Genomic DNA, 22,907 nt, shown 5'->3' with positions numbered 1-22,907 from the left:
GACAAAAAGCCTGAAACGGGTTACCACTCTGGGACCCACCAATGCCGACCCCCGCTTTATGCGTGACCCCACCACCGTCAACCTCCACACTATGCGTGGCCCCACCACCTTCAACCTCCGCATTATGTGTGGCCCCTCGAACGTCGCCCTCCGCTTTATGCGGAGGGTCCAGGAACCAAGATTTTAGAATTGCGCTATTTAGTAACCTAAGTACTTCATTGATGGCTCACTGTACCTGGATCCTCCGCATTCGCGGAGGAAGACGACAAAAAGCCTGAAACGGGTTACCACTCTGGGACCCACCAATGCCGACCCCCGCTTTATGCGTGACCCCACCACCGTCAACCTCCACACTATGCGTGGCCCCACCACCTTCAACCTCCGCATTATGTGTGGCCCCTCGAACGTCGCCCTCCGCTTTATGCGGAGGGTCCAGGAACCAAGATTTTAGAATTGCGTTATTTAGTAACTTAAGTACTTCATTGATGGCTCACTCTGCCTGGATCCTCCGCATTCGCGGAGGAAGACGGACAACCTTTAAAGTAAGACTGAATCGGGCTTTTATTTCGTCGGGTTGAATTGAAATAAAATTGTCATTTCAAGATGAGGAATCGGGATAATAACAGTTTAATCTTGAAATGCTGCTTGAGTCTTCAAGGATCCATCGGTAAAAACCCGCCGGCTTGCATTTGCCATAGCTTATAATAATGTCCTTGTAGAGCAATTAATTGCTCATGAGTACCATCTTCAATAATTTTCCCTTGCTCAAAAACAAGGATACGATCCATTTGGGCAAGGGTTGATAATCGATGAGCGACCACGATGGTGGTCGCATTCCTCATCAGGGCAGCAAGACTACTTTGCACTGTTGACTCAGTGATTGAGTCTAAGGAAGATGTCGCTTCATCTAAAATCAAAATAGGCGCTTTTTTTAAGATGGCTCTGGCGATAGCAATGCGCTGGCGCTGGCCTCCGGATAGTTTAATGCCCCGCTCCCCCACCAACGTACTATAACCTTTTTCCAGGCTGATAATAAAATCATGACAATGGGCTTGTTTTGCCGCATCAATGACGTCTTTTTCAGTCGCATCTAAACAACCATAGCGGATATTTTCTTCAATCGTTCGGTGAAATAAGGTGGTATCTTGCGGAATAAAGGCGATATTTTGTCGTAATGAGGCTTGTGTGACTAAACTGATATCTTGGCCATCAATCATAATACGTCCCCCATCCAAATCAAAGAAGCGTAAGATTAAATGAACAAACGTACTTTTCCCAGCGCCTGAATAGCCAACCAGCCCTACCTTCTCACCAGGCAAAATCACGACCTTTTTATCGCGAAATAACTGGGTATTCTCGTGATATTGAAAACTAACGTGATCAAATTCAATGCGGCCCTTGGTCACAACAAGCGGTTTTGACTCCGGATTATCAATAATGCTATGAGGGCGGCTTAGCAGTTCCAAAGCCTGGTTAGCAACGCCAATTTCTTTAAACAACTCCGCCAACGCATGCCCCATCCACCATAACTGATTCATGACTGCAAAGGTAATATTAAAAATAAACACTACATCGCCGGTCGAAATCTTACCCAAAGACCAATAGCGAACAATATAATAAATCGTAAAGCCCAGCATGATGGTGACAGGAATATCAATGCATAAGCGAAATAGGTTCATTTTTAGAATCAATTGCTTTGAACTACTTGCCTCAATTCGCTGCTTAAATCCCACCGAATCCAATTCAAATTCCTGATGAGCAAACAACTTCACCGGCATAATATTGGTCAAAATATCAACGATAGACCCACTCAACACACTCTTATCTTCCGCATTCTCGCTGGAAATGCGATTAATCTTCTTTGCTTGCGTCATAACAATGAGAATATGAATTGAAATCCACGACAACATAATTAAGCAAAACAAGGGAGAAACCAGATATAACATGATGAGCGAGGCAGACGTTACAGCAATGGAAGAGATGATATGCCAACAAATAATTTCACGCATACTTTCAACCGTGCGTACCAGGTCTGAAATTTTATTGGCAATATTGCCCGCAAACCGATTCAAAAAGAATTCAAACGAATGCTCCGAGACATAATTCAACAAATCCAAGCGCATTTTTGCTTGATATTTGGGGATGACAAACGCCTGCCACCCATATTGCAAACGCATAATCACAATCAAAGAAATCCAAGCCGTCCCAATCAACCAAATCGCAGACTGAACCGTCGCCCAAATATCCTGCCGATGCCCATCAAACTTGGTAAACGCATCAACAATCATCTTTAACCCATAAGGCATCAACGTCACTTCAAGAATCAAGGCAAAAGGCGCTAAGAAGAAAATCGTAAACGAGATGGGATATTGCTTGAAATAGCGGAAGAAGAATTTGGGAAGGGTTTGGGGGAGTTTTGACATTGGTATCTGTGCTTTTTTATTTGTTTGATATTTTAGCTATGATACATGTAAATGTGTAGCCTTATTATTCTTGATTAGATTAATTCCAACATTACTATCCATATAAAGAGAACAATCTAGCCTCAGAGATTCAATTTAATTGCCTAGAGCTGAATAAAATTGCGAAACATCTGCAAACCAAACTTATGGCTTTTTTCTGGATGAAATTGAACCCCATAGATATTTTCTCGTTTAACCGCACAAGGGTAGTCAAATCCATAGGTTGAGACAGCTAAGATGTCTGCAGAATGCTGTGTATCAAAGTAATAGGAATGGACAAAGTAAAATCTAAATTCATCCTCTCCATTAAATAAAATATCTTTCATCATGGGCTTAACCATATTCCATCCGATACAAGGGACCCGTAGTTTTTTGTCATCTTGCTGAAAATCGAATTTTTTGACTTCAGCATCAAACCAACTAAGCCCTTTCCTAACGCCCTCTTCACTTGACTTAGCCATTAGTTGCATCCCGATACAAATGCCTAAAATAGGTGTTTTATCTTTTAAAACTTTCTCATTGAGGACATCAATCAAATCAAGTTTTTCTAGATGAGTAATGCCCGTATCAAATGCACCAACCCCTGGCAAAATGAGTTTGTCGGCCTGTAAAATATCCTTTTTTTGATCTGAGACAGTAACGTCTTCCCCCAACTTTTTAAACATATTGACGATGGAGCCGATATTACCCATTTTATAATCAACAACAACGATCATAGGTTATCCTCTATTATAACTGGTTAATTTAGCAAACCAGTCAAGTTAGCCGAGTAATATAGAGATATAAGTACTCAGAAGTGCCATATTAGTATATTATTATTCCTATTCTTAAGCACCTGGGCTTTATACATGATTTTACCACGAGTTATACCAGTCTTGTTATTAAAAGGCACTGGATTATACAAAGGGGTTAAATTTAAAAATCATACATATGTTGGAGACCCCATTAATGCCATCAATATCTTTAATGATAAAGAAGTCGATGAGCTAATTCTGCTGGATATTTTAGCGACTAAAGAAAATCGTTTTATCTGTCCCAAATTTGTTGAAGAAATTGCCGGCGAATGCATGATGCCCCTAACCATTGGTGGTGGCATAACTTGCGCCTCCCAAGTTGGGGAACTGTTAGCAGCTGGCGCAGAAAAAGTAGTCATTAATTCAGGCTGGATAAAAAAACCCAGCTTAGTGACTGATATCGCAAAACTGTATGGGTCACAAAGTGTCATTATTTCAATTGATGTCAAGAAAAATTGGCTCGGAGCCTATAAATCTTATTCAAATAATGCGACGACAGCCATCAATACGCACCCTGTTCAATTAGCGCAATATGCCCAATCGTTAGGGACGGGCGAAATCATGATCCATTCAATCGATAGAGATGGTACCATGTCTGGGTATGACCTTGATTTAATAGCTTCCATTTCTAATGCAGTAACTGTCCCTACGATTGCTGCAGGAGGGGCTGGAAAGCTAGATGATTTTAAAGCCGCATTAGATTGTGGTTGTTCTTCAGCTGTTGCAGCTGGAAGTTTCTTTGTATTTCATGGCCCAAGAAGAGCTGTTTTAATAAGTTATCCGAGTAGAGCAGAGGTTGAATCTGCCTTATCGGTTTAAATATTAAACCGATAATTAACTGATATAATAGATTTAGGAAAATCCCTATTTGTTAGGTAAAAGGAAAATCCATCTCTTTTTTAAATCCAACTTCTGCCACAAATGTTTCCAATGGGCATAAAAGCTGGAGATGCGTGTGCGCAGAAGTCCTGTAATCAGGCAATGCACACTTATTTTCCAACAACAATTCTTTCACTAAGTTTGCCGTCAAAACACTTTGAAAAGGGATTTCTGCTGAGACTTCTTGCCACTTCCAATCATAATTCTCACCAGTCACCCACGCTGCATGCTCCCATTCTCTAGAAATAGCTCGATGCTCATTATTATAAATTTCAATTTGAATCGGTGCGCCACCGGCTTTATTGCAATGGATAGATGCTATGGATCCATTCGAAAACTCGGCAATAAGTGTACCAGTCAGTTCATAATAACCAGGCCGTTTACTGTTAACGACTTGCTTATCAAGATGGGATAAATTTAATTTAAAATCATTATCCCCTGTTAAATACGCCACGTAGTCGAGATAGTGAATTGCATTGGTAACCAGTCCATATTGGCTACCATAAACATGAAGTTGCATGGGCTTATTATGGTATAAGGGTTGTAACTGTTGATAAAAAGCCATTTGCCTCATAGGGCAGTTGACCCATGTTTGAATTTGATGGTTCTCAATTAACGAGCCAATTGCTTGATAATCGTCTTTCTGGTTAAAAAGTAATTTTTCTAACACCAAATGTTTTACATGTGCTTGAGAAACTAAATTTTCAATTATGCTTCGCCTAACCTTTGCAGTGCTTGCGATGATAGCAACATCAACGTCTCCTGAAATCACCAATTCTTGTGAATAGTGGATAGTATGTCGAACACTCGATATTGTTGCTTCAAATCGAGATTTAGCAGTATTTAAAGACTCTATGTTTGGATCGACCACCAGAATATCTAATTCAAAATCCAATAAATTTAGAGATTGAAGATGTCGACTGCCGAGTTGGCCTGCACCAATGATAACGATTTTTTTCACAATTCTAGACTTTTTATTAACTGAAGCCGCATTTTAACCGAGTGGCTAAAGAAGATCCAGCAGCGAGTTTAAAGATACCTTATTCTCCACTTGCTTAAATCAAAATGATAATCCTATAATAGGTCACCTTAAAAGATTGTCTTTAAAGTAGCCATTTGTATGATAGGTCAGAAAAAAATAGTCGCCTTGATACCTCTTAGAGGTGGTAGTAAATCGATTAAAAACAAAAACCTTGCTCTTTTAGGCGGCAAACCTTTACTTGCCTGGCCTATTGAAACAGCTCAAGCTATTCCAGAAATTGATAAAATCATCGTTTCTACAGATAATGACGCTATCAAACGAGCCAGTGAATCCTATGGTGCCGAAGTGCATGACCGCCCAGCCCATCTTGCAACGGATGAAGCAGTTGTTGCAGATGTCATTCGTTACACGCATAAAACGTTAATGGAAATAGGCGAAACCTATGACTATATGATTCTCTTAGAAGCAACGTCCCCTTTCAGGGATAAACATGTCATTCAAACGTGTTTAAAACGACTCGAAGAGGAAGATCTCGATTCAATTGCTACTTTTAATGAAGCGGAGATCAACCCCCATCGAACCTGGGAAATTACCGAAGGAATCCCCCAACCATTTATTAAAGGAGCGATCCCTTGGTTATCTCGGCAAAAGCTGCCGAAAGCTTTTCAATTAAATGGCGCAATGTATGCGTTTAATCTAAAAACGTTTCCTAAAGATGGTCCTAATGTCTTATATGGAAAAATGGGCGCAGAAATCATAAATAGTGACTCTGTGATAGATATTGATACTAAAAAAGATTTGGTGATAGCAAATGCAATACTCGATACCAGAGAACTCCCCGAAACTGTCTGATTTACTTTCATTAAAAAATAAAACCGCTTTAATTGTTGGCGGTGCGGGCTTGCTTGGCAGTGAAATTTCTTATTGTTTTGCCGAGCTAGGTGCTAATTTAATTATCGCAAGCCGAGATATTGAAAAGTGCAATCGATTTGTTGAGACATTAAAAACACGTTTTCCGTCTCAAACGATTATTGCCTTATCGGTGGATATTTCTAAAGCTGAATCAATCGACGAATTCGCTAAGAATTTATCTAATATGTATCCAGAAGGCATTAACATACTGGTAAATAGTGGTTGGTCTGGAAACAAAAATACCTTCGAATCGATTTCAGACGACGACTGGAATTCTGACATTGAAATTTGCTTAAATGGCGTTTTCAGAACCATCAAGAAAGTTCATCCATTACTCAAAAAACAAAAAGGGAATATTTTAAATATCACTTCAATGTATGGACATGTTGCCCCTGACCACAGACTCTATGATAGTAGCAAATTTGCCAATCCACCCAGCTATGGCGCTGCAAAAGCGGGACTATTACAACTCACTCGCTATCTTGCCAGTTTTTTATCCCCAGATGGAATTCGGGTCAATGCGATTAGCCCCGGACCTTTTCCATTTGAAAAAACGCAACAAGAAAATCCGGATTTTATTGCAAGACTTGCGGCAAAAAATCCTTTAAATCGAATTGGTAAGCCTCATGAATTAAAAGGTGCCGCAGCTCTACTTTGTTCGGATGCAGGAACCTATATAACCGGGCAAAATATTTGCGTTGATGGAGGTTGGGCAATATGGTAATTAAGGCCGGCATTATCGGTTACAGTGCTGGTAATGGTCATCCTTATTCTTTCTCTGCTATAGTCAATGGCTATAATAAGTTAGCCTTTGAACAATCTGGGTGGACGCCCATTCTTGATTACCTTGAACGTCAACCCAAAGATGCTATCGGTATTGAAAATGCTCGTATTACTCACGCCTGGACACAAGATAAGACGATAACCGAGCAACTTTGCCAGTGCAGCAACATTCCCAATGCCGTTTCTAACTACCTTGACATGATTGGTAAGGTTGATGCCATCATCATTGCCCGAGATGATTACAGCTGTCACTATGATATCGCCAGGGAATTTTTACAACATAACATACCTGTTTTCGTTGATAAGCCCCTCACACTAAACTTGAATGAGCTAACTTACTTTGAACCCTATCTAAAAAATGGTCTATTGATGAGCACATCTGGTTTGAGGTACGCGCAGGAACTCGATTCTCTAAGAGCTGATATCTCTAGTTTAGGAGACATAAAACGAATTGATGCCGTGGTGTTAAATGATCTTGAAAAATATGGCATCCATATGATCGATGCCTTATTAGGATTAGGTTATGGTCCCCTCCATTCCGTGATGAGGTTGCCAACCCCGGTGGAGTCGTATTTGATAGAATGCAAAAGCGGTATTCCTCTAAATTTATCATGCTTAGGACAAGTCAATAAGACGTTCCATCTATCGTTTTATGGAACGAAAGCCCATCACCATGTTGATTTGCATAATAATTTCGAAGCGTTCAAAAGAACCTTGCAGCAGTTTTTTACCATGATTGAAACAAAATCGCCTGTCATTGACGCAAATGAAACCATCGAGGCCATGCAATTAATCGAAAACGCCAAGCAATTAAAACCTTTTGAAACATTCACCCTAAACCATGCTCACGAAAAAAAGGATATCCCTTGTTTAACCTGACGAATAAATCAGTCATCATAACCGGTGGCGCTGGCATACTGGGACAAGCGTTCACAAAATCATTATCTGATGCTGGCGCTAAGGTTGCTATTGTCGACATAAACCCGACCTCACTCGATGAAACAGCCCATATTCTATACCAGCATAATCCTGATGCAGAAATACTGCCTATTCCATGTGATATCACCAACAAAGATAGCATTGAAAAGATGGTTCAACTTGTTAAGAACGAGTTTGGACAAATCAATGTCTTATTTAACAACGCTGCAACCAAAACCAGCAACCTGAAAAATTTCTTTGATCCTTTCGAAGAATACAAGCTAGAAACATGGAAAGAAGTAATGTCAGTTAATATTGACGCCATGTTTCTTGTTGCCCAAGCCGTGGGAAAAGTGCTAATAAAACAAAACTCCGGCGGCAGTATTATTCAAACCAGTTCAATTTATGGGATTGTTGCCCCTGATCAAAGCATTTACGAGGGTTCAGAATACATGGGGGTTGCCATTAACACCCCTGCGGTTTATTCGGCATCGAAAGGTGCAGTGATTAGCTTTACCAACTATTTAGCAACCTACTGGGCCAAACATAATATCCGAGTAAACGCCATCACCCCAGGGGGAATGGAGAGTGGTCAAAATGATACGTTTAAAAATAACTACGCAAAAAAAGTTCCATTAGGACGAATGGGGCATGCTTCAGAATTGATGGGCGCCTTAATTTTCTTAGCCTCAGATGCTTCCTCGTATATCACCGGACAAAATATTATTGTGGATGGTGGGTTCACCTGCTGGTAATCCATATCATATGGCCTAAGCAAAGTTAACTCTTTTATACAATCACACGACTAAGATTTCTGATTGACTGATATCTGCTCAAACACCCATTTTGCCAGTACTCGATGTCCTTGCTCATTAAAGTGTGTCAAATTCATAAAATTATCTTTCGAATAGTTGAAACTTGGTGTCAAGCAATGAATATTGGAAAACTGTTTACAAATTCGATAAAGATCATCCAGTTCATTTTGGATATCCGATACCTTAAATTGAGTTTGTCTTACACCATTTTTATAAATCGGTGAAATGAAAAAATAGACATGATTTGCAATAGTGGAAGAAGACTCAAATAAAGAATTCAAAAATGCGGTATAGTTAGGTAATTTTATTTTAAAATCGCCATATCTTTCCATGTAATAAGGTATTGTAATAATTTTTTTGAGTCATTTCGGTAGTGGTAGCCTTTTAGTAATACTGGAAAGTATAATAGCATTTATTCTTTCAGTATTTTTTCCATCTAAAACACCCCACTCTCTCCTAATTTTCCCAATTTCATGAGAAACAGCAGAATATTGACTATCAGGCATCAGTGCCTGTAAGCAATTTCCTATTTTCTTTAATTCATTAAATGAATAAAACCCCTGCGTATGATCATATATTTTTAAGTTATGATTATAAGCATCATAATTGATTACCGGCTTTCCTGAAGCAATCCCCCATCGTATGGTAGAAGAAAAACTGATAGTGAAATAAATATCATGAGCCGGAATTTCTTCAATTAGCCATTTATCGGTTATCTTAAAACCCGCTTCTCTTATCATGTTTGTTTGCTCTTCAGAAACAGCAGGGTGAATTGATACAGATGTCTCACAATTAAGCACTTTTATTAGGTTAAAAATGTTAGTAATCATTTCACTGTATGTCGAAAACTCATTTTCACCAACTCTGGTTTCATGGTAGCTGGGTGGTATTGAAACAAGTATCGATGTCTTATTAGATTTTAACTTACATTTATTTGTGTATGCATTTTGATATATAGGATTGGTATTTAATGCTTCGTATAGCACATCACAATAAACACTCCCAGCTTCATAAATCTTATCAGGAATAATATTTTCAGAGATATAATGCTGGGTCATTATTTTGCTCTCAGAAATAAGTAAATCACTGCTACCACCATGAGTAGTCCAAGGGTCTGGTAAATCAAGAGAATTGATTAATCTTGCTGCGATATAGCTAACAGGAAATAAGGTGGCTTGTCCGTGGCTTGTATTCGTAATCCATTTTGAGTGGTTCTGAGCAATTATTTTGTGAAACCTTGATTCCCGTTTATTAAATAACAGAGCTTCATTATTTAAGTACTTTTCGTTTATAGCATTTATTAAATCCTCTTTGCCACTTATTTCATAAGGAATAGTCAAGGTTGGGATATTATGTTCTTTAGCCTTTTTTATAAGGTAACAATTGCCAGATAACCCATCTTCACCAAAAAGGATCGCGCTAGGCTGATAGTCTGATATTAATTTTTCTGCCGCTTTTAAATATCCCTGAAAACTCTTACAGAAAGCTAGCACCTGGTGTTTTATCATATTAGTATTATATCCATATGAAATACGATTTACATAGCAAAGGATTTTATCCAAATAACTTCTGTAAAGGAATTCATCGATTTGATTTACTTTAACATCTTCCGATGTTATAGATTCTTGTATATCAAAATTAATGTCATATTTGTTTGCTATGTATTTAATAGTATCGGCTCCATACTGATTACAATCGTATGCAACGAACACAATTTTATCATATGAATGTCGAATCTTTATAATCAGAGCCTCGAACATTCTTAATTGGGATATAGAGCTAATACAGATTATTATTGAATTTTTAGTGGCATATGATCTTGACATAGATTGCTTGATAAAAAAATTTGCTCTCAAGACTAACAAATAATTGAACACCTTTCAATTACGATTGTTTATCGTGTAACAAATTAAAATTGAAGTAGTTCTCAATAGACAGAAATTCAGTTATGCGTTATCTTTCCAAACCTTGATATCAAAATTCCAGTATGCTATCGTTGCCATCAATAATAATGGATAGGGGCAATAATTTTGAGTCTATTAGTTGGGGAGCGAATCGCTGATGATGGCATTTATTTATCAGAGGACAGAAGAAAAAATACAAAAGACATCTTTATCGAAGCTGTTAAGATCATCAATAATCGAAAAACCATATGTCTGAGTGACACTATCCTTGATATTGGATGTGCAACTGGGGAATTTATACACTATTTTAAATCGTTTTGCCCTAACAATAGTTTTATTGGTTTAGATGTTTCTGCTTCCCTAATAAATGAGGCTAAGAGAAGAGATCCTGACTCAGCCTATATAACAGGCAACATAGAAGATCAACATTGTTTTCACGCTGCGGGTGCAAACGTCATAACAATGTTTGGGGTCTTAGATTGCCTTGATGATCCCGATTTAATTTTAAACAATTTAATTAAATGGACTAAAAATGATGGTCTCATTTTAATCCTCGATATGTTTAACAATGACCCAATTGATGTACTAACCAGATACAAACGTGCGGACCAAAATCCCTTCACCTGGGAGTGTGGCTGGAATATTCACTCAAAATACACTCTAAGCAAAATATTAGAAAATCATGAACGCGTTTCTCGATTTGAATTTAAACCATTTACTTTATCTATTGAACTGCCAAAAAAAGAAGATCCTATGCGAACTTGGACAATCAAAACCGAAAATAATTCTCGACAGTTAATAAATGGTGCTAGCCAATTAGTTAATTTAGAATTTATAGTTATTGAAACTAAATAATATCTTAAAAAAATATGTTATGTAAGGAACTCCGATGGACAAAAAAAAAACTCCTCACGCCAATTTAACAGATATATTTAAAAATCTCGACTCTCAAAATAGCCATGTAGGGAAAAGGTTAGTAAATACTATTAGTTCAACTCAACGAATTAGCACCCCGCCTTTCCCTAAACAGATACAGATTGAGACTACAAATATTTGTAATCATAAATGTTCTTTCTGTGCCTATACATTAATGGAAAGAACAAAAGGGCAAATGAAACCGGAATTATTTAAAAAATTGGTTTCAGAAGCCTATGACAATGGTGCGAGAGAAATAGGTCTCTTTGCAGGGGCGGAACCTCTGACATGTAAGTGGCTTGATGAGTATGTAAAATATTGTCGCGACATTGGTTATGAATACATGTATATTTCAACTAATGGCTCAATTCCAAACCAAACTAGATTCAAAGAAATTATTGATTCCGGCCTAAATTCCATAAAATTCTCTGTAAATGGCGGCAATCGTCAAGTTTATAAACAAGTCCATGGCAATGACCATTTCGACAGAGTTATAGACAACATCCGGTTTGTCAGTAATTACCGAAAACAAGTTGATCACACAGTATATCTTGGCGTTTCATTTGTTGGTATGGAATCAAGCAAACATAGTTTTGATGAATTGAAAGAGCTAGTTAATGATTATGTTGATGAAATCATTTATTATGAAGCTAGCAACCAATCAGGGCAAATGTCTCACCTTCCTTTGCCTCCTTATCGGGAATGCCATTTACCTTTCAATAAATTGCATATCTCTCGAGAGGGCTACTTAAAAGCATGTTGCAATGATTATGAGAACCTCTTGTCAATTGAGGATCTTAATAAAATGCCCATGAGTGAAGCTTGGCAAAGTGAACGATTTCAAGAGTTACGACAAAAACATATCAATAATAAACTAGATGGTACCCTTTGTGCCAATTGCATAAGAGCCTCACAGGCAAAAGCTATGCCAATTAACGTTGATCTTATGGAACCATCAAAAGAAACAATTGTTGAACCAGCGTAATATTCTAAAATATTTAGTTTGCATCAACTGCATTATTTATATCTTTGCATAGAGGGATCATTATGAATATAGCTTTATCGGATTTTACAGTAACTAACACGATGGATTTTAGTAAAATTCTAACTACCATAAAAGAGTATGGCGTAGCGGTATTGCCTCACTGGCTAAGTAAGGAATCATTAATAAATCTCGATAACGATTGGCATGCAATGAGAGAAGTACGCAATGATCCCTCGGTTGAATGTGTTCTACGAGTTGGCGGAGATGTAGCAGACTATGCTGCTCTTTATCGATCGATTAAAGGATCAAAGCGGTTCAAATATGCGAACCAGGTATTTGATGATCCCCTTTTAGTTAAACTGGTCAACAAAATTATAGGGAATCCATCTCTTTTTAATGAGGAAATTTATGCTACTTACGATATTGGGAAAGGTGAAGAAGTGGCTCCATCCCATTTTGACAAAACCTGGAATATTAAATTTATGATATACCTTGATGATATTCTCGAACCTGGATTTGGTGCATTTGGTATTCACCCAGCGAGTCAGACTCTAGCAAGACATAAATTTCGATCTTGGTTTGACACTTTATGTAAAAATGACTTCATAGAAATTGGAACACCAGAATTTTATAAAATGGGCAATGAACTTATTGACTGTGACGATATAAAAGAAACCATTAACGATTGTGTCGAAATATACGCGCCGGCGGGATCCTTGATTATATTTAGTACCGACGTATTCCATCGAGGCGGCTTTTTGAAAGAGGGTTTAGAAAGACGTATTATGCGCGCTCACTCCTACCCTGGTTATCGATTACCTCGAACTGGGGATAAGCTGCGAAAATCATCTAGACAGTGGGTTCGTGGTGAACAATGGGAATTACATGATAAATCATACAGTCGATTCTCTAAAGGCGGACTTTTGGAATGGATAGATAGATAAAATATATTCCATTGCATTACATATAATTATTTAAGCACAACAATGAAGATTTTAATCGTTACAGGTGAGCTAGGACAACTTCGCTATTATGAAGAAGTTGCGCTACGTTTAAAAAAAGAAGATATCCAAGTAGGATTTTGCTGTGATCGTGATGATGAGGGGGTTGCAGAATCAATTAAAAACGTCGCGCAAAAGCATGGGATGCAATTTTTTCACCATAGAGAAAATAATCCAACTAAACATAAAAAATCGATTTTAACTTCAATTCAGATGTATATTCACAGCATGAATTTATATCGTAAATTCGCAAAGAAATTAAGCGATGCTAATATCTCAAAAATTCATTATCAATTATTCAGAAAAATACATTTTACTCGCCTATTGGCTGCAAATATAATAATCAAGTCGTACAATCCTGATGTTATTATGATAGGTGAAGATGGTATTGCATCAGATTTTTGGTTAATCAATGCTGCAAAACGAATGAAGAAAATAGTTGCGGTTTTACCTTATGGAATTGGTGACTCAACATCTTTAGTATATAAGGGCGTTGAAGAGCGCTATCATAGAAATGAATTACTAACAACGTCTCAACCTCTCGTTCAAGTTGTAAAAGAACTATTCCCAAAGTGGATAAAAGAAACGAAATATGGGGAAGTATTGTATTTGCCTCCTGAGTATGTTTTAGCACTTGAAGACTTGAAGATTAACATTCTTGACCCTTGGTGTATGCATGGCGGAATTGCTGATGTACTTATGGCGGAAAACAAAGCCATGCAAACAAGATATTTAAGTGAAGGGATCGACTCATCGAAAATCCGCGTCACTGGTTCCGTATATTGCGATATTTTGTTTGAATCCATGGAAAAGAACCTGCAGGCCTTAAATGCATATAAAAATTTGTGTAAATTAAAATCGGACAAATTAAAGGTCCTTTTTTGCATCCCGCCCAGTGACCATACCGGTTGGTCTCATAAATGTACTTTTAAATCAGTTGGAGAATTTGTTACTGCATTCGTCAATTCTTTTGAGAATAATAAACAAATTGAAATCATTTGTTCTTTGCATCCTAGGATGCTTAAAACCGACAGAGACAATATCAAACAAATAGATGCTGAAATAAGTGACGATTTCCCATTATATTTGATACCGCATTGCGATGTCATAATCTGTTGCGGCTCAAGTTTGGCTAGGTGGGCGTTAACGGCCAGAAAATTGGTGATTAACTTTGATTTATATAATTTCGGTGTCAATGATTTTCCTGAAACTCCATCTTATGTTCAAACTAATCAGTTTAACGAGCTTATTGAATTTATTAATAGAGCTTTTTCAGATAATACTTGGTTTGAAAGTTTACTATTTCAAACAAAAGCATTCTACGGTAACTTTGGTAAGGTGGATGGAAAATCAGTTAAACGTATTTCTCAAACCTTGAAAAATTTTTTGAGACATGAAACACCTCATTTGACAGGCCTTAATAATGAAAATGAAGTAGCCCAAATATAGGTAGTAAATCTAGGTTTAACATTTTAGGTTTTAAATACTCATTATCATTATATAATAATGATAATGTCATGGTGATTTTACTCACTCTATTATCTAACAATTAATATATCATAATATGAATGCCTCACAACATTTGCTATTCCTTTGTCAACGACCATCAGATTTCATCGAAATGCAGCGTGTGTCTGAAAATTTAAAGAAGTTTAATTATTCGGCGTCAATTCTATATTGCCGCAGTGGTTGTAATAACCATAATGATTATATGGATGAACTTACAGACTCCTCCGTGAAAAAAGGGACATTTTCGAATAGGATATTTTTTAGTTCTTTTGTTATAACATACTCAACTAAAAAAAATAAGCATCTACTATCTAAAAAACAAAAAGTCAACCAATCTAAAAAGAATGAGAGTCACGGTCATAAAACGTCCCTCCAGAATATCGAGAGTAAATTATTTTTAACTTATTTAATAAAAAAACTTAAATTTGTTAAACGTACGTTAATCAAACTAATGAGTTGGATTAAAAACCGTGAGATAACCCCCGTTATTTTTATGGCCATCAATTACCTAGTCAACTTTAAAAATTTAAAAAAAATACTCAAAGCACATCAGATTGATTTGATTATTTTACCTGAGGATATCGTTGGTGATGTAACGCCTTTACTGGTTAAAGCTGGGCATAAATTAAAAATACCCAGTATCATATTACCCTATACAATTGCCAACCAACGTGAAGCATTTGAATCGTTAAAAAATAACCCTTCCATTTCGATGGCTTTAAAATACAATCGCATTATGGGGAAATATTTTAAATCGTGGGTAATGGAAGAAAATCAACATCAAGTTTTAAGACTGCCGGCAGGTCATGTTATTGGTCATCTTCTAACAAAAACATCGCCCCCGGATCCATGGATGATGAATAGTTCATTTGCCAATATTATTGGTGTAGAAAATACAAAAATGTTTGAGTACTATCAAAACAGTGGAATTCCTGCTTCTAAAATGGTTATTACAGGTGCCTGCTATGATGATGAGCTTGCGCATTACCTACTCAATAAAGACCAAGAACTAAGAAAGTTACACACTCGGTATAATTTAAATAAAATAAAACCCATCCTTCTTATTGGTGGCTTTCCAAATCAATTAGTATCAAACCCACCCGGGTTTGATTTTGAATCAATCGAAGCAGCTGTCGATTTTATTTATTATTCCTTAAGGGATCTTTTAGATAAATATCATATCATTGTAAGACCTCACCCTAATTATCCCGAACTTAGCCATATGTTCGAAAAGAAGGGATTTATATCGTCTGAGATAGACACCTTAAAACTTGTTGCTTTGTCGGACATCTACATTGCATTTGCCTCAGCAACAATCCGCTGGGCTATATCCTGCGGGATACCCTCTATCAATTATGATATCTTCCATTATAATTATGGCGACTATGCATCTGTCCGAGGCGTCATCAATGTGGAATCAAAAGAAGATTTTGCTCAAGCAATCATCAACATAAACGATAAACCATACCTGGATAACCTGAAAAATCAACTTCAAATTGAAAAATTAGATTGGGGTAATTTAGATGGTCATTCTTCTCAAAGAATACATCAATTAATACAGCAATTATTGACTCACAAAAAACTAGTTAGCACCAATTTTCAGACTGTAAAAGAGGAGCGTTATGAAATCGATTAAAATAGCCATTATTGGTGCTGGTAACATGGCCAGAGAACACATCAAAGCCTTTCAAGCAATTGAAAATGTCACGATTGCGGGGATACACAGTCGAACTTATCAACGAGCATCTGAATTAGCTATAGAATTTCATATTCCAATCAATACTTCTTCCATCGGTGAACTCCATCAAGCCACACAAGCAGATTTGGTCATTGTCACCGTTCCTGAGCTGCAAGCTAATAAAGTAGCCAAGGAGTGTTTTAAGTTTGATTGGACTGTCTTGCTTGAAAAACCAGCTGGCTATCACCTAAAGGATGCCTATGACATTGCTGAAGCGTCATTAACATGTAAAAAACCAACATTTGTTGGGTTAAACAGACGGTTTTATGACTCCTCACGAAAAATTCTCGATGACTTAGCTCAAAAAAATGAAGCAAGGTATGTACATATCCAAGACCAACAAAGTTATGAAGAAGCCAGGCACTATAATCATCCCGAGGAAGTTGTCGAAAATTTTATGTATGCTAACTCGATTCATAATATTGATCTGATTAACTACTTTTGTCGAGGCGACATCATTGACGTTAATCCGATTGTCCCCTGGCAAGGAGAAGCCTCTCAGATCGCATTGGCTTATATCACATTCAGTAGCGGGGATAGTGCTTTGTATGAAGGAATATGGAAAGGTCCGGGGCCATGGGCGTGCACCGTGAGCACACCATCGCGAAGATGGGTCATGCAGCCGCTTGAAACAGCAAGTTTCCAAAATGCTGGGGAAAGAAAATTAAACAGCATTGAAATTAATTCGATTGATAAGAGCTACAAAGCGGGCTTTTATCTTCAAGCACAGGAAATTTGCAAGGCGGTCCGCAATGAACCAAACAATGCTATTACGATTAAAGAGAGCTTAAAAACGATGGAATTAATTAGTCAAATATTTAATAAAAATTAACCCAATCCATGCGAAAAAAGCTAAAGTTATCTTTAACAAAATTATCCAGTGATTTTGCAGGCTTTTGTTTATCTGGACTAGGAAGGCCATTTGGCATTGGTCGGGACAGTATTGGAAACTACTATATCACCGATATGGATCTGAATACGGTATTTCGATTATCGCCTAAGCTGGATTTTATTTCGTTTCTTAGCGACGACCATCCATTCTGGCAGCCAGAATACTCCATCACTAGCACCCCCATTGAAATCAATATCAATCCTCACTCCCTTTTGCATGGACCTCATGCGCTGGATTTTGATGCGATGGGAAATATTTTTGTAACTACTTATTACACACCCAAGATTCAAGTTTTTGCTCGAGATGGGCGTTATATCAAAACGATTGGCAATTATTTTTTACAAGGACCTGCTAGTAGTTTTTTTAATCATAAAAAGGAATATTTATTAATATCGGAGTATTGCAAAAATGCCATTTTGAAAGTTTCTAAGGAGGGAGAATATTTAGGTGGTATTGGTTTAAGTGATGCAAACCATCTCTGCCCTGAATTTCAATTAACACATACTTTCAAAGCATCAACTATCATAGGAGCATTTGATCGTCCTCATATGATCAAAGAATCGCCTGATGGTATATTATATTGTGCAGACACCTGGAATCATAGAATCCAGACATTCCAGTTATCTGGCAATGTTCTCGATGAGATTACACATAAAAGATTGAAACATCCCGTCGCTGTCACTTTCTCAAATCACCAAGAATTAGTAGTTACCTCATGGAGTAATAATTCGTTATTATATTTTGATTTAGAAGGTAGTTTTATAAAAGAAATAACTCATTTAAACATCAATTGTCCCTATGATGCCCAATTTTACCATCCGTGGTTAATTGTCCTTGATTCGCATGGAGGAAATGTCTTATTTATTGATCCAGACCAATATTAAATTAACTTTATTTTCAATTGACAGAAAAAAAACCGGACTACTAGAACATATCAGAGTAAAATTGATACAAATTGCGAGTAGTTTTCTTTTGACAATAAATTTCAGAACGGTATCATTTATGCTACAAAGATCTAATTGGCAATATCCCAAGTAACGACAAAGCTAAACAAGTAATTTTGAGCCTAACGAATTGAAAAAAATATTATATTTAAAACAAGTAGTATTAATGCTTGTCATAAGGAGAACATAAAATGATACGCTATCCAGGCAGTGTAGATTTAAGTAAATATGAACCCGATGCTAATATTGATGACACATTTTATGGTCTACCCAAGGACGTAAGTTTTTGCTCTAAATGCACATACAGCAACCAAAAACCCAATTCAGAAAAAGAATATAAACATACAATTAATGCGAAAAAACCAACGGTCAATTTTGATGAAAACCATGTTTGCTCAGCCTGTCTCGTTGCTGAAAAAAAGAAACAAATTGACTGGGATCTGAGAAAAAAACAATTAAAAGAAGTTTGCGATAATTATCGCAGTAAAAATGGGGAATATGATTGCCTGATACCAGGTTCAGGTGGCAAAGATAGTTTTTATACAGCCTACGTCCTTAAATACGAATATGGGATGAACCCTCTGACCGTTACCTGGGCGCCACATATCTATACCCCATGGGGATGGAATAACTTTCAGTCATGGATTCATGCAGGATTTGATAATTATCTTTTCACGCCTAACGGCCAAGTACACCGATTGTTAACCAGGCTGGCTTTGGAAAACCTGTTCCATCCATTTCAGCCGTTTATCATGGGACAAATGTATTATCCACCCAAAATGGCAATGCAACTTAATATACCGTTAGTATTTTATGGTGAAAACCCCACTGAATATGGTAATAATGCCAAAGAAAATGATAGCGCGACGAAAAGTTTGGAGTATTTCACAGCAGACAATACGGCCGATCTTTTCCTTTCAGGCACTTCTGTTTTGGAATTAAAAGAGGCTTTTGGATTGAACGAGGTTGAATTACACCCCTATTTACCTCCTAATCCAAATAAAGTTGCTGAAAAGAAAATTGAAGTACAGTATTTGGGGTATTATTTACCATGGCACCCCCAAGAGTGTTACTATTATGCTGTTGAAAAAGGCGGGTTTACACCCTCCCCAGAACGAACCCCGGGAACTTATAGTAAATATAGCAGCATCGACGATAAAATAGATGACTTACATTACTATTCAACTTTCGTTAAATTTGGCATTGGCAGAGCAACCTATGATAGCTCGCAGGAAATCAGAAACGGAGAACTTACTCGGGATGAGGGTGTCGCTTTAGTTAAACGTTTTGATGGCGAATACCCCACCCGTTTTGAAACTGATAATTTCAATTACTTAAGTATTGATGAAGAAAAACTACCCGTTGCTGCTAAACAATTCGAGCAACCCCGTATGACAAAAGAATATTTCCATTTACTGACCAATAAGTTCCGATCCCCCCACCTTTGGGCGTTTGAAAATGGGAATTGGAAATTAAGACATACAATATATAAATAAAAATATGAATAATACACCAATAAAATTGTTCTTGAAGCAAGAATGCCATCAGTTGAAACTTAAAATATTTGTGTTTTTTGTCATGAGCTTGATTATTGGTGTATTAGAAGTTTTGGGTATTGCTTTAATATTTCCATTTATTTATGTCTTAATATCGCCAGAGTCTATCAATAAGTTTAGAATACTTAAGTATCTTGCCAAAACGTTTCAACTAAATGACCCGCATACTTTAAATATTGTTTTGTTAGCTACGATATCAATTCTGATAATCTTAAAAGCTGGGTATACAGTTTTCTTTCGCTATTTACAATTTAGAGTGCTAACAAATTTCAAAACAAATCTAAGTCGTCGTTTGATGAAAATGTATTTGTTCTCAGATTATGCCTTACACATGAAAAAATCCAGTGCAGAAATCATGAAAAATATAGCCTTAGCGCCATTGATTTATGATCAATACATTATGTCTTACTTTAACTTAATTGTTTCTTCAATCATATGCCTAGGTTTGTGCGCGTTATTATTTTTTGTCCTTCCGATGAGTGCCATCCAAGCTCTAATAATTATGGTTTTGGCAGTGTATGGCATTAACAAAGGGATGAAAAAGTATTTTAAAAAAATTGGTAAAGAAGCGACAGAGCTATATAAGGATAGGCAAAAAGTCATTACTCAGTCTCTTGGTGCTTTTAGAGATACAAAATTGCTAGGAAGAGAAACCTATTTTGAAAATCTTTATACAAAAACTGAGCGATCGAATTTTATTAATCAGCATTTTTATAATTTCCTAGCTAGCTTGCCACCCGTTATCATGGAAGCATGGATAATGTGTGGCGTTCTAGCAGTAATATTATTCAATAACTATCAAACCGCCTATGTGAATACTTTGGCAATTTTTGGTGTATTAATTGCCGTGATGTTTAGAATGTTGCCTCAAGTTAATAAAATATTTATTAGCCTCCAATTAATTGATAGTAGCCAACCTATTCTTGAATCGATCGCTAACGAATTTTACGAGCATGAAAAAAATATATATATCCCCGACCAAAGTGTGAAAACTGCAAAGCTTAATTTAGATACAATGATTACATTTCGTGATGTGACTTATTGTTATCCTAAAAAAAATGTTCCTGCTTTATCTAATATCAATATCTCCATAAAAAAATATGAATTCATAGGTCTTACCGGGCCATCTGGTAGCGGGAAATCAACGTTTATGAATTTACTGCTCGGATTGATCGATCCTTCGGAAGGCGGAATTTTTATCGATGAGGAAAACATCCATAATAAGCGAATCAAACGAATGTGGCAAAATAACATTGGCCATGTGCCTCAGGCCCTTTATATGACTGATGATACCATCAAAAACAATATAGCCTTTGGTATTGAAGATGGTGAAATTGATATCAATCGCGTTGATGAAGTTGTTAAAGAATCATTGCTGAATGAATTTGTTAATACTCTTCCTAAAGGGATTGATGAAAAAACAGGGGAAACTGGCTCAACCCTTTCTGGCGGTCAGCGTCAACGTATTGGCATTGCCAGAGCTCTTTACCATAATCCGGATGTTCTCGCTTTTGATGAAGTAACAAATGGGTTGGATGCTAATCTTGAATATCAATTTATTCAGGCTTTAAATAACCTTAAAAATAAGCGCACCATTTTCCTAATTAGTCATAAACTCGATACCTTAAAGCTTTGTGATCGTATTTTAGTCTTCAATAGAGGGAGCATAATCGATGATGGTCCCTTTGAAGTGATTGCTGAACGTTGCGATTTATTTAAGGGACTCATTCAGAGTTCAAAAATTACTAAAATGCCCGCAGAGAAGCAAACGGAATTGCTGTCTTAACAGATTTCGATCAGCAATGACTGAGCAAACTATCGATTGCCTTTTTTGCCGATAGTTTTGGATTTTGCAGTTTTTTCGAAGAAAGCCAAAGTTCTCTTTTACAGTCCTCAGATAACAAATAGTCAATTGTTTTTGCATCCGGCGCAGATTCATCATATATTTTTGCAAGGTTATGACTTTTATAGGGCGATGAAGAAATCATACTAAAATTATTTAGATGCCGAAGCAAATCCTCCTCATAACATAACGCAACTGGAGTGATCAAAGGAACTTCTGAAAAGAAATTCAAATAACAACTGTCATATAAACAATTTGACAAAATACTGACGACTACATCAGACATTAACAGTGAGTGCTCAACTTTATCATTTTCTGTAATCACATACGTTAGGTTTGATTCTTCAAGCATCGCTATACTCTTCTGGCGCTGACTTTCTGTCTCACGAGGATGAGGCCTGTATAACAACACTAGCTCATCTTTCTTATGATTTAGAGAATTAAGGAAATTTAGAATTGTCCGACTGTACCCTGGGATATGGTGCAGAGACTGGCCAAATAAACCAATCACTTCGTCATCGTGTCCTAAGTCATATTGATGCCTAAGGCTTAATTTTTTGCTAAATAAATCCGCATCGCCATACCAGGCATGCCTTGGGGATCCAATGACAATGCCTTCGCAATTATATTTTTGCTCAGAAAGAAATTTTGCATGATCACTAAGGCATAAATAAAAATCGGCACAGTGGCCAAAAAAATCATTCACTTCGCCCCAAAAATCCTGCATAACAAACGTTGGAATTTTATTCTTAGCAGCGAAAATGATTGCTTCATCTATACCACCATCACCTGGGGTAGATAATCCACAGAGAATGACATCGGGGGAAATTTCTTTTATAAGCTTATCTGCATAATTTAATAATAAAAGACCATCAGCATCCGTGGGTGAATGAGAAATGTTTAACAGCACAGGATTAATAGCAATATTTGCATTTGCAAAATATTTAGCAGCAGGATTTTGAACATATAAATGCAACTCAATATTCTTTAAACTATGAGCATATTTTACAATTTCAATGATATTAATTGCGGCGCCAACATCCCTTGCGGTGATTAATAATTTCTTTTTCATTTT

Annotated in this window: 20 protein-coding genes; 14 read left to right on the top strand and 6 right to left on the bottom strand. The window is 36.9% G+C overall.

What is annotated here, in order from left to right; all coding sequences use genetic code 11:
• Nucleotides 1-653: 653 nt before the first annotated feature.
• Both AB3348_RS07285 and hisH read right to left on the bottom strand, forming a co-directional pair.
• Nucleotides 654-2,423 (bottom strand): ABC transporter ATP-binding protein, encoded by a 1,770-nt coding sequence (locus tag AB3348_RS07285; RefSeq protein WP_367606915.1) that lies wholly within the window; start codon nt 2,421-2,423, stop codon nt 654-656.
• A gap of 143 nt (nt 2,424-2,566) precedes the next feature.
• On the bottom strand, nt 2,567-3,178 hold the full coding sequence (gene hisH, locus AB3348_RS07280; RefSeq protein WP_367606914.1) for an imidazole glycerol phosphate synthase subunit HisH: 612 nt from the start codon (nt 3,176-3,178) through the stop codon (nt 2,567-2,569).
• A gap of 132 nt (nt 3,179-3,310) precedes the next feature.
• On the opposite strand from hisH, the gene AB3348_RS07275 reads away from it, so the two are divergent.
• Nucleotides 3,311-4,075 (top strand): AglZ/HisF2 family acetamidino modification protein, encoded by a 765-nt coding sequence (locus tag AB3348_RS07275; RefSeq protein ID WP_367606913.1) that lies wholly within the window; start codon nt 3,311-3,313, stop codon nt 4,073-4,075.
• Between the two features lie 52 nt (nt 4,076-4,127).
• On the opposite strand, the gene AB3348_RS07270 is transcribed toward AB3348_RS07275, so the two are convergent.
• Nucleotides 4,128-5,096, bottom strand: a complete 969-nt coding sequence (locus AB3348_RS07270) for a Gfo/Idh/MocA family oxidoreductase (RefSeq protein WP_367606912.1) — start codon at nt 5,094-5,096, stop codon at nt 4,128-4,130.
• A gap of 159 nt (nt 5,097-5,255) precedes the next feature.
• Here AB3348_RS07270 and AB3348_RS07265 point away from each other — a divergent pair, with 159 nt between their 5' ends.
• The 4 genes from AB3348_RS07265 to AB3348_RS07250 are packed head-to-tail and all read left to right on the top strand — an operon-like array spanning nt 5,256 to nt 8,485.
• Nucleotides 5,256-5,969, top strand: coding sequence for a hypothetical protein (locus AB3348_RS07265; RefSeq protein ID WP_367606911.1), 714 nt, complete (start codon nt 5,256-5,258; stop codon nt 5,967-5,969).
• Nucleotides 5,929-6,753 carry an SDR family NAD(P)-dependent oxidoreductase gene (locus tag AB3348_RS07260; protein WP_367606910.1) on the top strand — a complete coding sequence of 275 codons (825 nt, stop codon included), beginning with the start codon at nt 5,929-5,931 and terminating at the stop codon, nt 6,751-6,753. The genes AB3348_RS07265 and AB3348_RS07260 overlap by 41 nt, the downstream gene beginning before the upstream one ends.
• The gene (locus tag AB3348_RS07255) at nt 6,747-7,691 is read left to right on the top strand and encodes a Gfo/Idh/MocA family oxidoreductase (RefSeq protein WP_367606909.1); all 945 of its coding nucleotides are present in this window, start codon (nt 6,747-6,749) and stop codon (nt 7,689-7,691) included. Before AB3348_RS07260 ends, AB3348_RS07255 begins: the two co-directional genes overlap by 7 nt.
• A complete protein-coding gene (locus tag AB3348_RS07250) occupies nt 7,679-8,485 on the top strand; it encodes an SDR family oxidoreductase (protein WP_367606908.1) in 807 nt (268 codons plus the stop codon). The genes AB3348_RS07255 and AB3348_RS07250 overlap by 13 nt, the downstream gene beginning before the upstream one ends.
• 50 nt (nt 8,486-8,535) lie before the next feature.
• Here the strand turns inward: AB3348_RS07250 and AB3348_RS07245 are convergent, their stop codons facing one another.
• Together AB3348_RS07245 and AB3348_RS07240 are read right to left on the bottom strand one after the other, a co-directional pair.
• The gene (locus tag AB3348_RS07245) at nt 8,536-8,877 is read right to left on the bottom strand and encodes a hypothetical protein (protein ID WP_367606907.1); all 342 of its coding nucleotides are present in this window, start codon (nt 8,875-8,877) and stop codon (nt 8,536-8,538) included.
• 30 nt (nt 8,878-8,907) lie between these two features.
• Complete coding sequence (locus tag AB3348_RS07240) at nt 8,908-10,257, bottom strand: hypothetical protein (RefSeq protein WP_367606906.1); 1,350 nt, start codon at nt 10,255-10,257, stop codon at nt 8,908-8,910.
• A gap of 318 nt (nt 10,258-10,575) precedes the next feature.
• Between AB3348_RS07240 and AB3348_RS07235 the strand changes: the two genes are divergently transcribed.
• The 9 genes from AB3348_RS07235 to AB3348_RS07195 all read left to right on the top strand — a co-directional run bounded on the left by AB3348_RS07235 (nt 10,576) and on the right by AB3348_RS07195 (nt 21,775).
• A complete protein-coding gene (locus tag AB3348_RS07235; RefSeq protein WP_367606905.1) occupies nt 10,576-11,304 on the top strand; it encodes a trans-aconitate 2-methyltransferase in 729 nt (242 codons plus the stop codon).
• Between the two features lie 34 nt (nt 11,305-11,338).
• Nucleotides 11,339-12,349 (top strand): radical SAM/SPASM domain-containing protein, encoded by a 1,011-nt coding sequence (locus AB3348_RS07230; protein WP_367606904.1) that lies wholly within the window; start codon nt 11,339-11,341, stop codon nt 12,347-12,349.
• Between the two features lie 62 nt (nt 12,350-12,411).
• A complete protein-coding gene (locus AB3348_RS07225; RefSeq protein ID WP_367606903.1) occupies nt 12,412-13,293 on the top strand; it encodes a hypothetical protein in 882 nt (293 codons plus the stop codon).
• Between the two features lie 42 nt (nt 13,294-13,335).
• Nucleotides 13,336-14,799 (top strand): hypothetical protein, encoded by a 1,464-nt coding sequence (locus tag AB3348_RS07220; RefSeq protein WP_367606902.1) that lies wholly within the window; start codon nt 13,336-13,338, stop codon nt 14,797-14,799.
• 511 nt (nt 14,800-15,310) lie between these two features.
• Nucleotides 15,311-16,495, top strand: a complete 1,185-nt coding sequence (locus AB3348_RS07215; RefSeq protein WP_367606901.1) for a hypothetical protein — start codon at nt 15,311-15,313, stop codon at nt 16,493-16,495.
• Nucleotides 16,482-17,429, top strand: coding sequence for a Gfo/Idh/MocA family protein (locus AB3348_RS07210; protein WP_367606900.1), 948 nt, complete (start codon nt 16,482-16,484; stop codon nt 17,427-17,429). Before AB3348_RS07215 ends, AB3348_RS07210 begins: the two co-directional genes overlap by 14 nt.
• A gap of 8 nt (nt 17,430-17,437) precedes the next feature.
• Nucleotides 17,438-18,373, top strand: coding sequence for an NHL repeat-containing protein (locus AB3348_RS07205; protein ID WP_367606899.1), 936 nt, complete (start codon nt 17,438-17,440; stop codon nt 18,371-18,373).
• A gap of 251 nt (nt 18,374-18,624) precedes the next feature.
• Nucleotides 18,625-19,929 (top strand): N-acetyl sugar amidotransferase, encoded by a 1,305-nt coding sequence (locus AB3348_RS07200; RefSeq protein ID WP_367606898.1) that lies wholly within the window; start codon nt 18,625-18,627, stop codon nt 19,927-19,929.
• A 4-nt stretch (nt 19,930-19,933) separates the two neighbouring features.
• Nucleotides 19,934-21,775, top strand: a complete 1,842-nt coding sequence (locus AB3348_RS07195; protein WP_367606897.1) for an ABC transporter ATP-binding protein — start codon at nt 19,934-19,936, stop codon at nt 21,773-21,775.
• A gap of 10 nt (nt 21,776-21,785) precedes the next feature.
• On the opposite strand, the gene AB3348_RS07190 is transcribed toward AB3348_RS07195, so the two are convergent.
• Entirely contained in the window at nt 21,786-22,904 is a 1,119-nt protein-coding gene (locus AB3348_RS07190; protein ID WP_367606895.1) for a hypothetical protein, read from the bottom strand.
• Between the last annotated feature and the right edge of the window lie 3 nt (nt 22,905-22,907).

It is taken from the genome of Legionella sp. W05-934-2, assembly GCF_964199965.1.
GTDB lineage: Bacteria > Pseudomonadota > Gammaproteobacteria > Legionellales > Legionellaceae > JAFIFT01.
The sequence above is the reverse complement of the archived record's forward strand: the minus strand, read 5'-3'. Positions and strand labels throughout refer to the sequence as shown.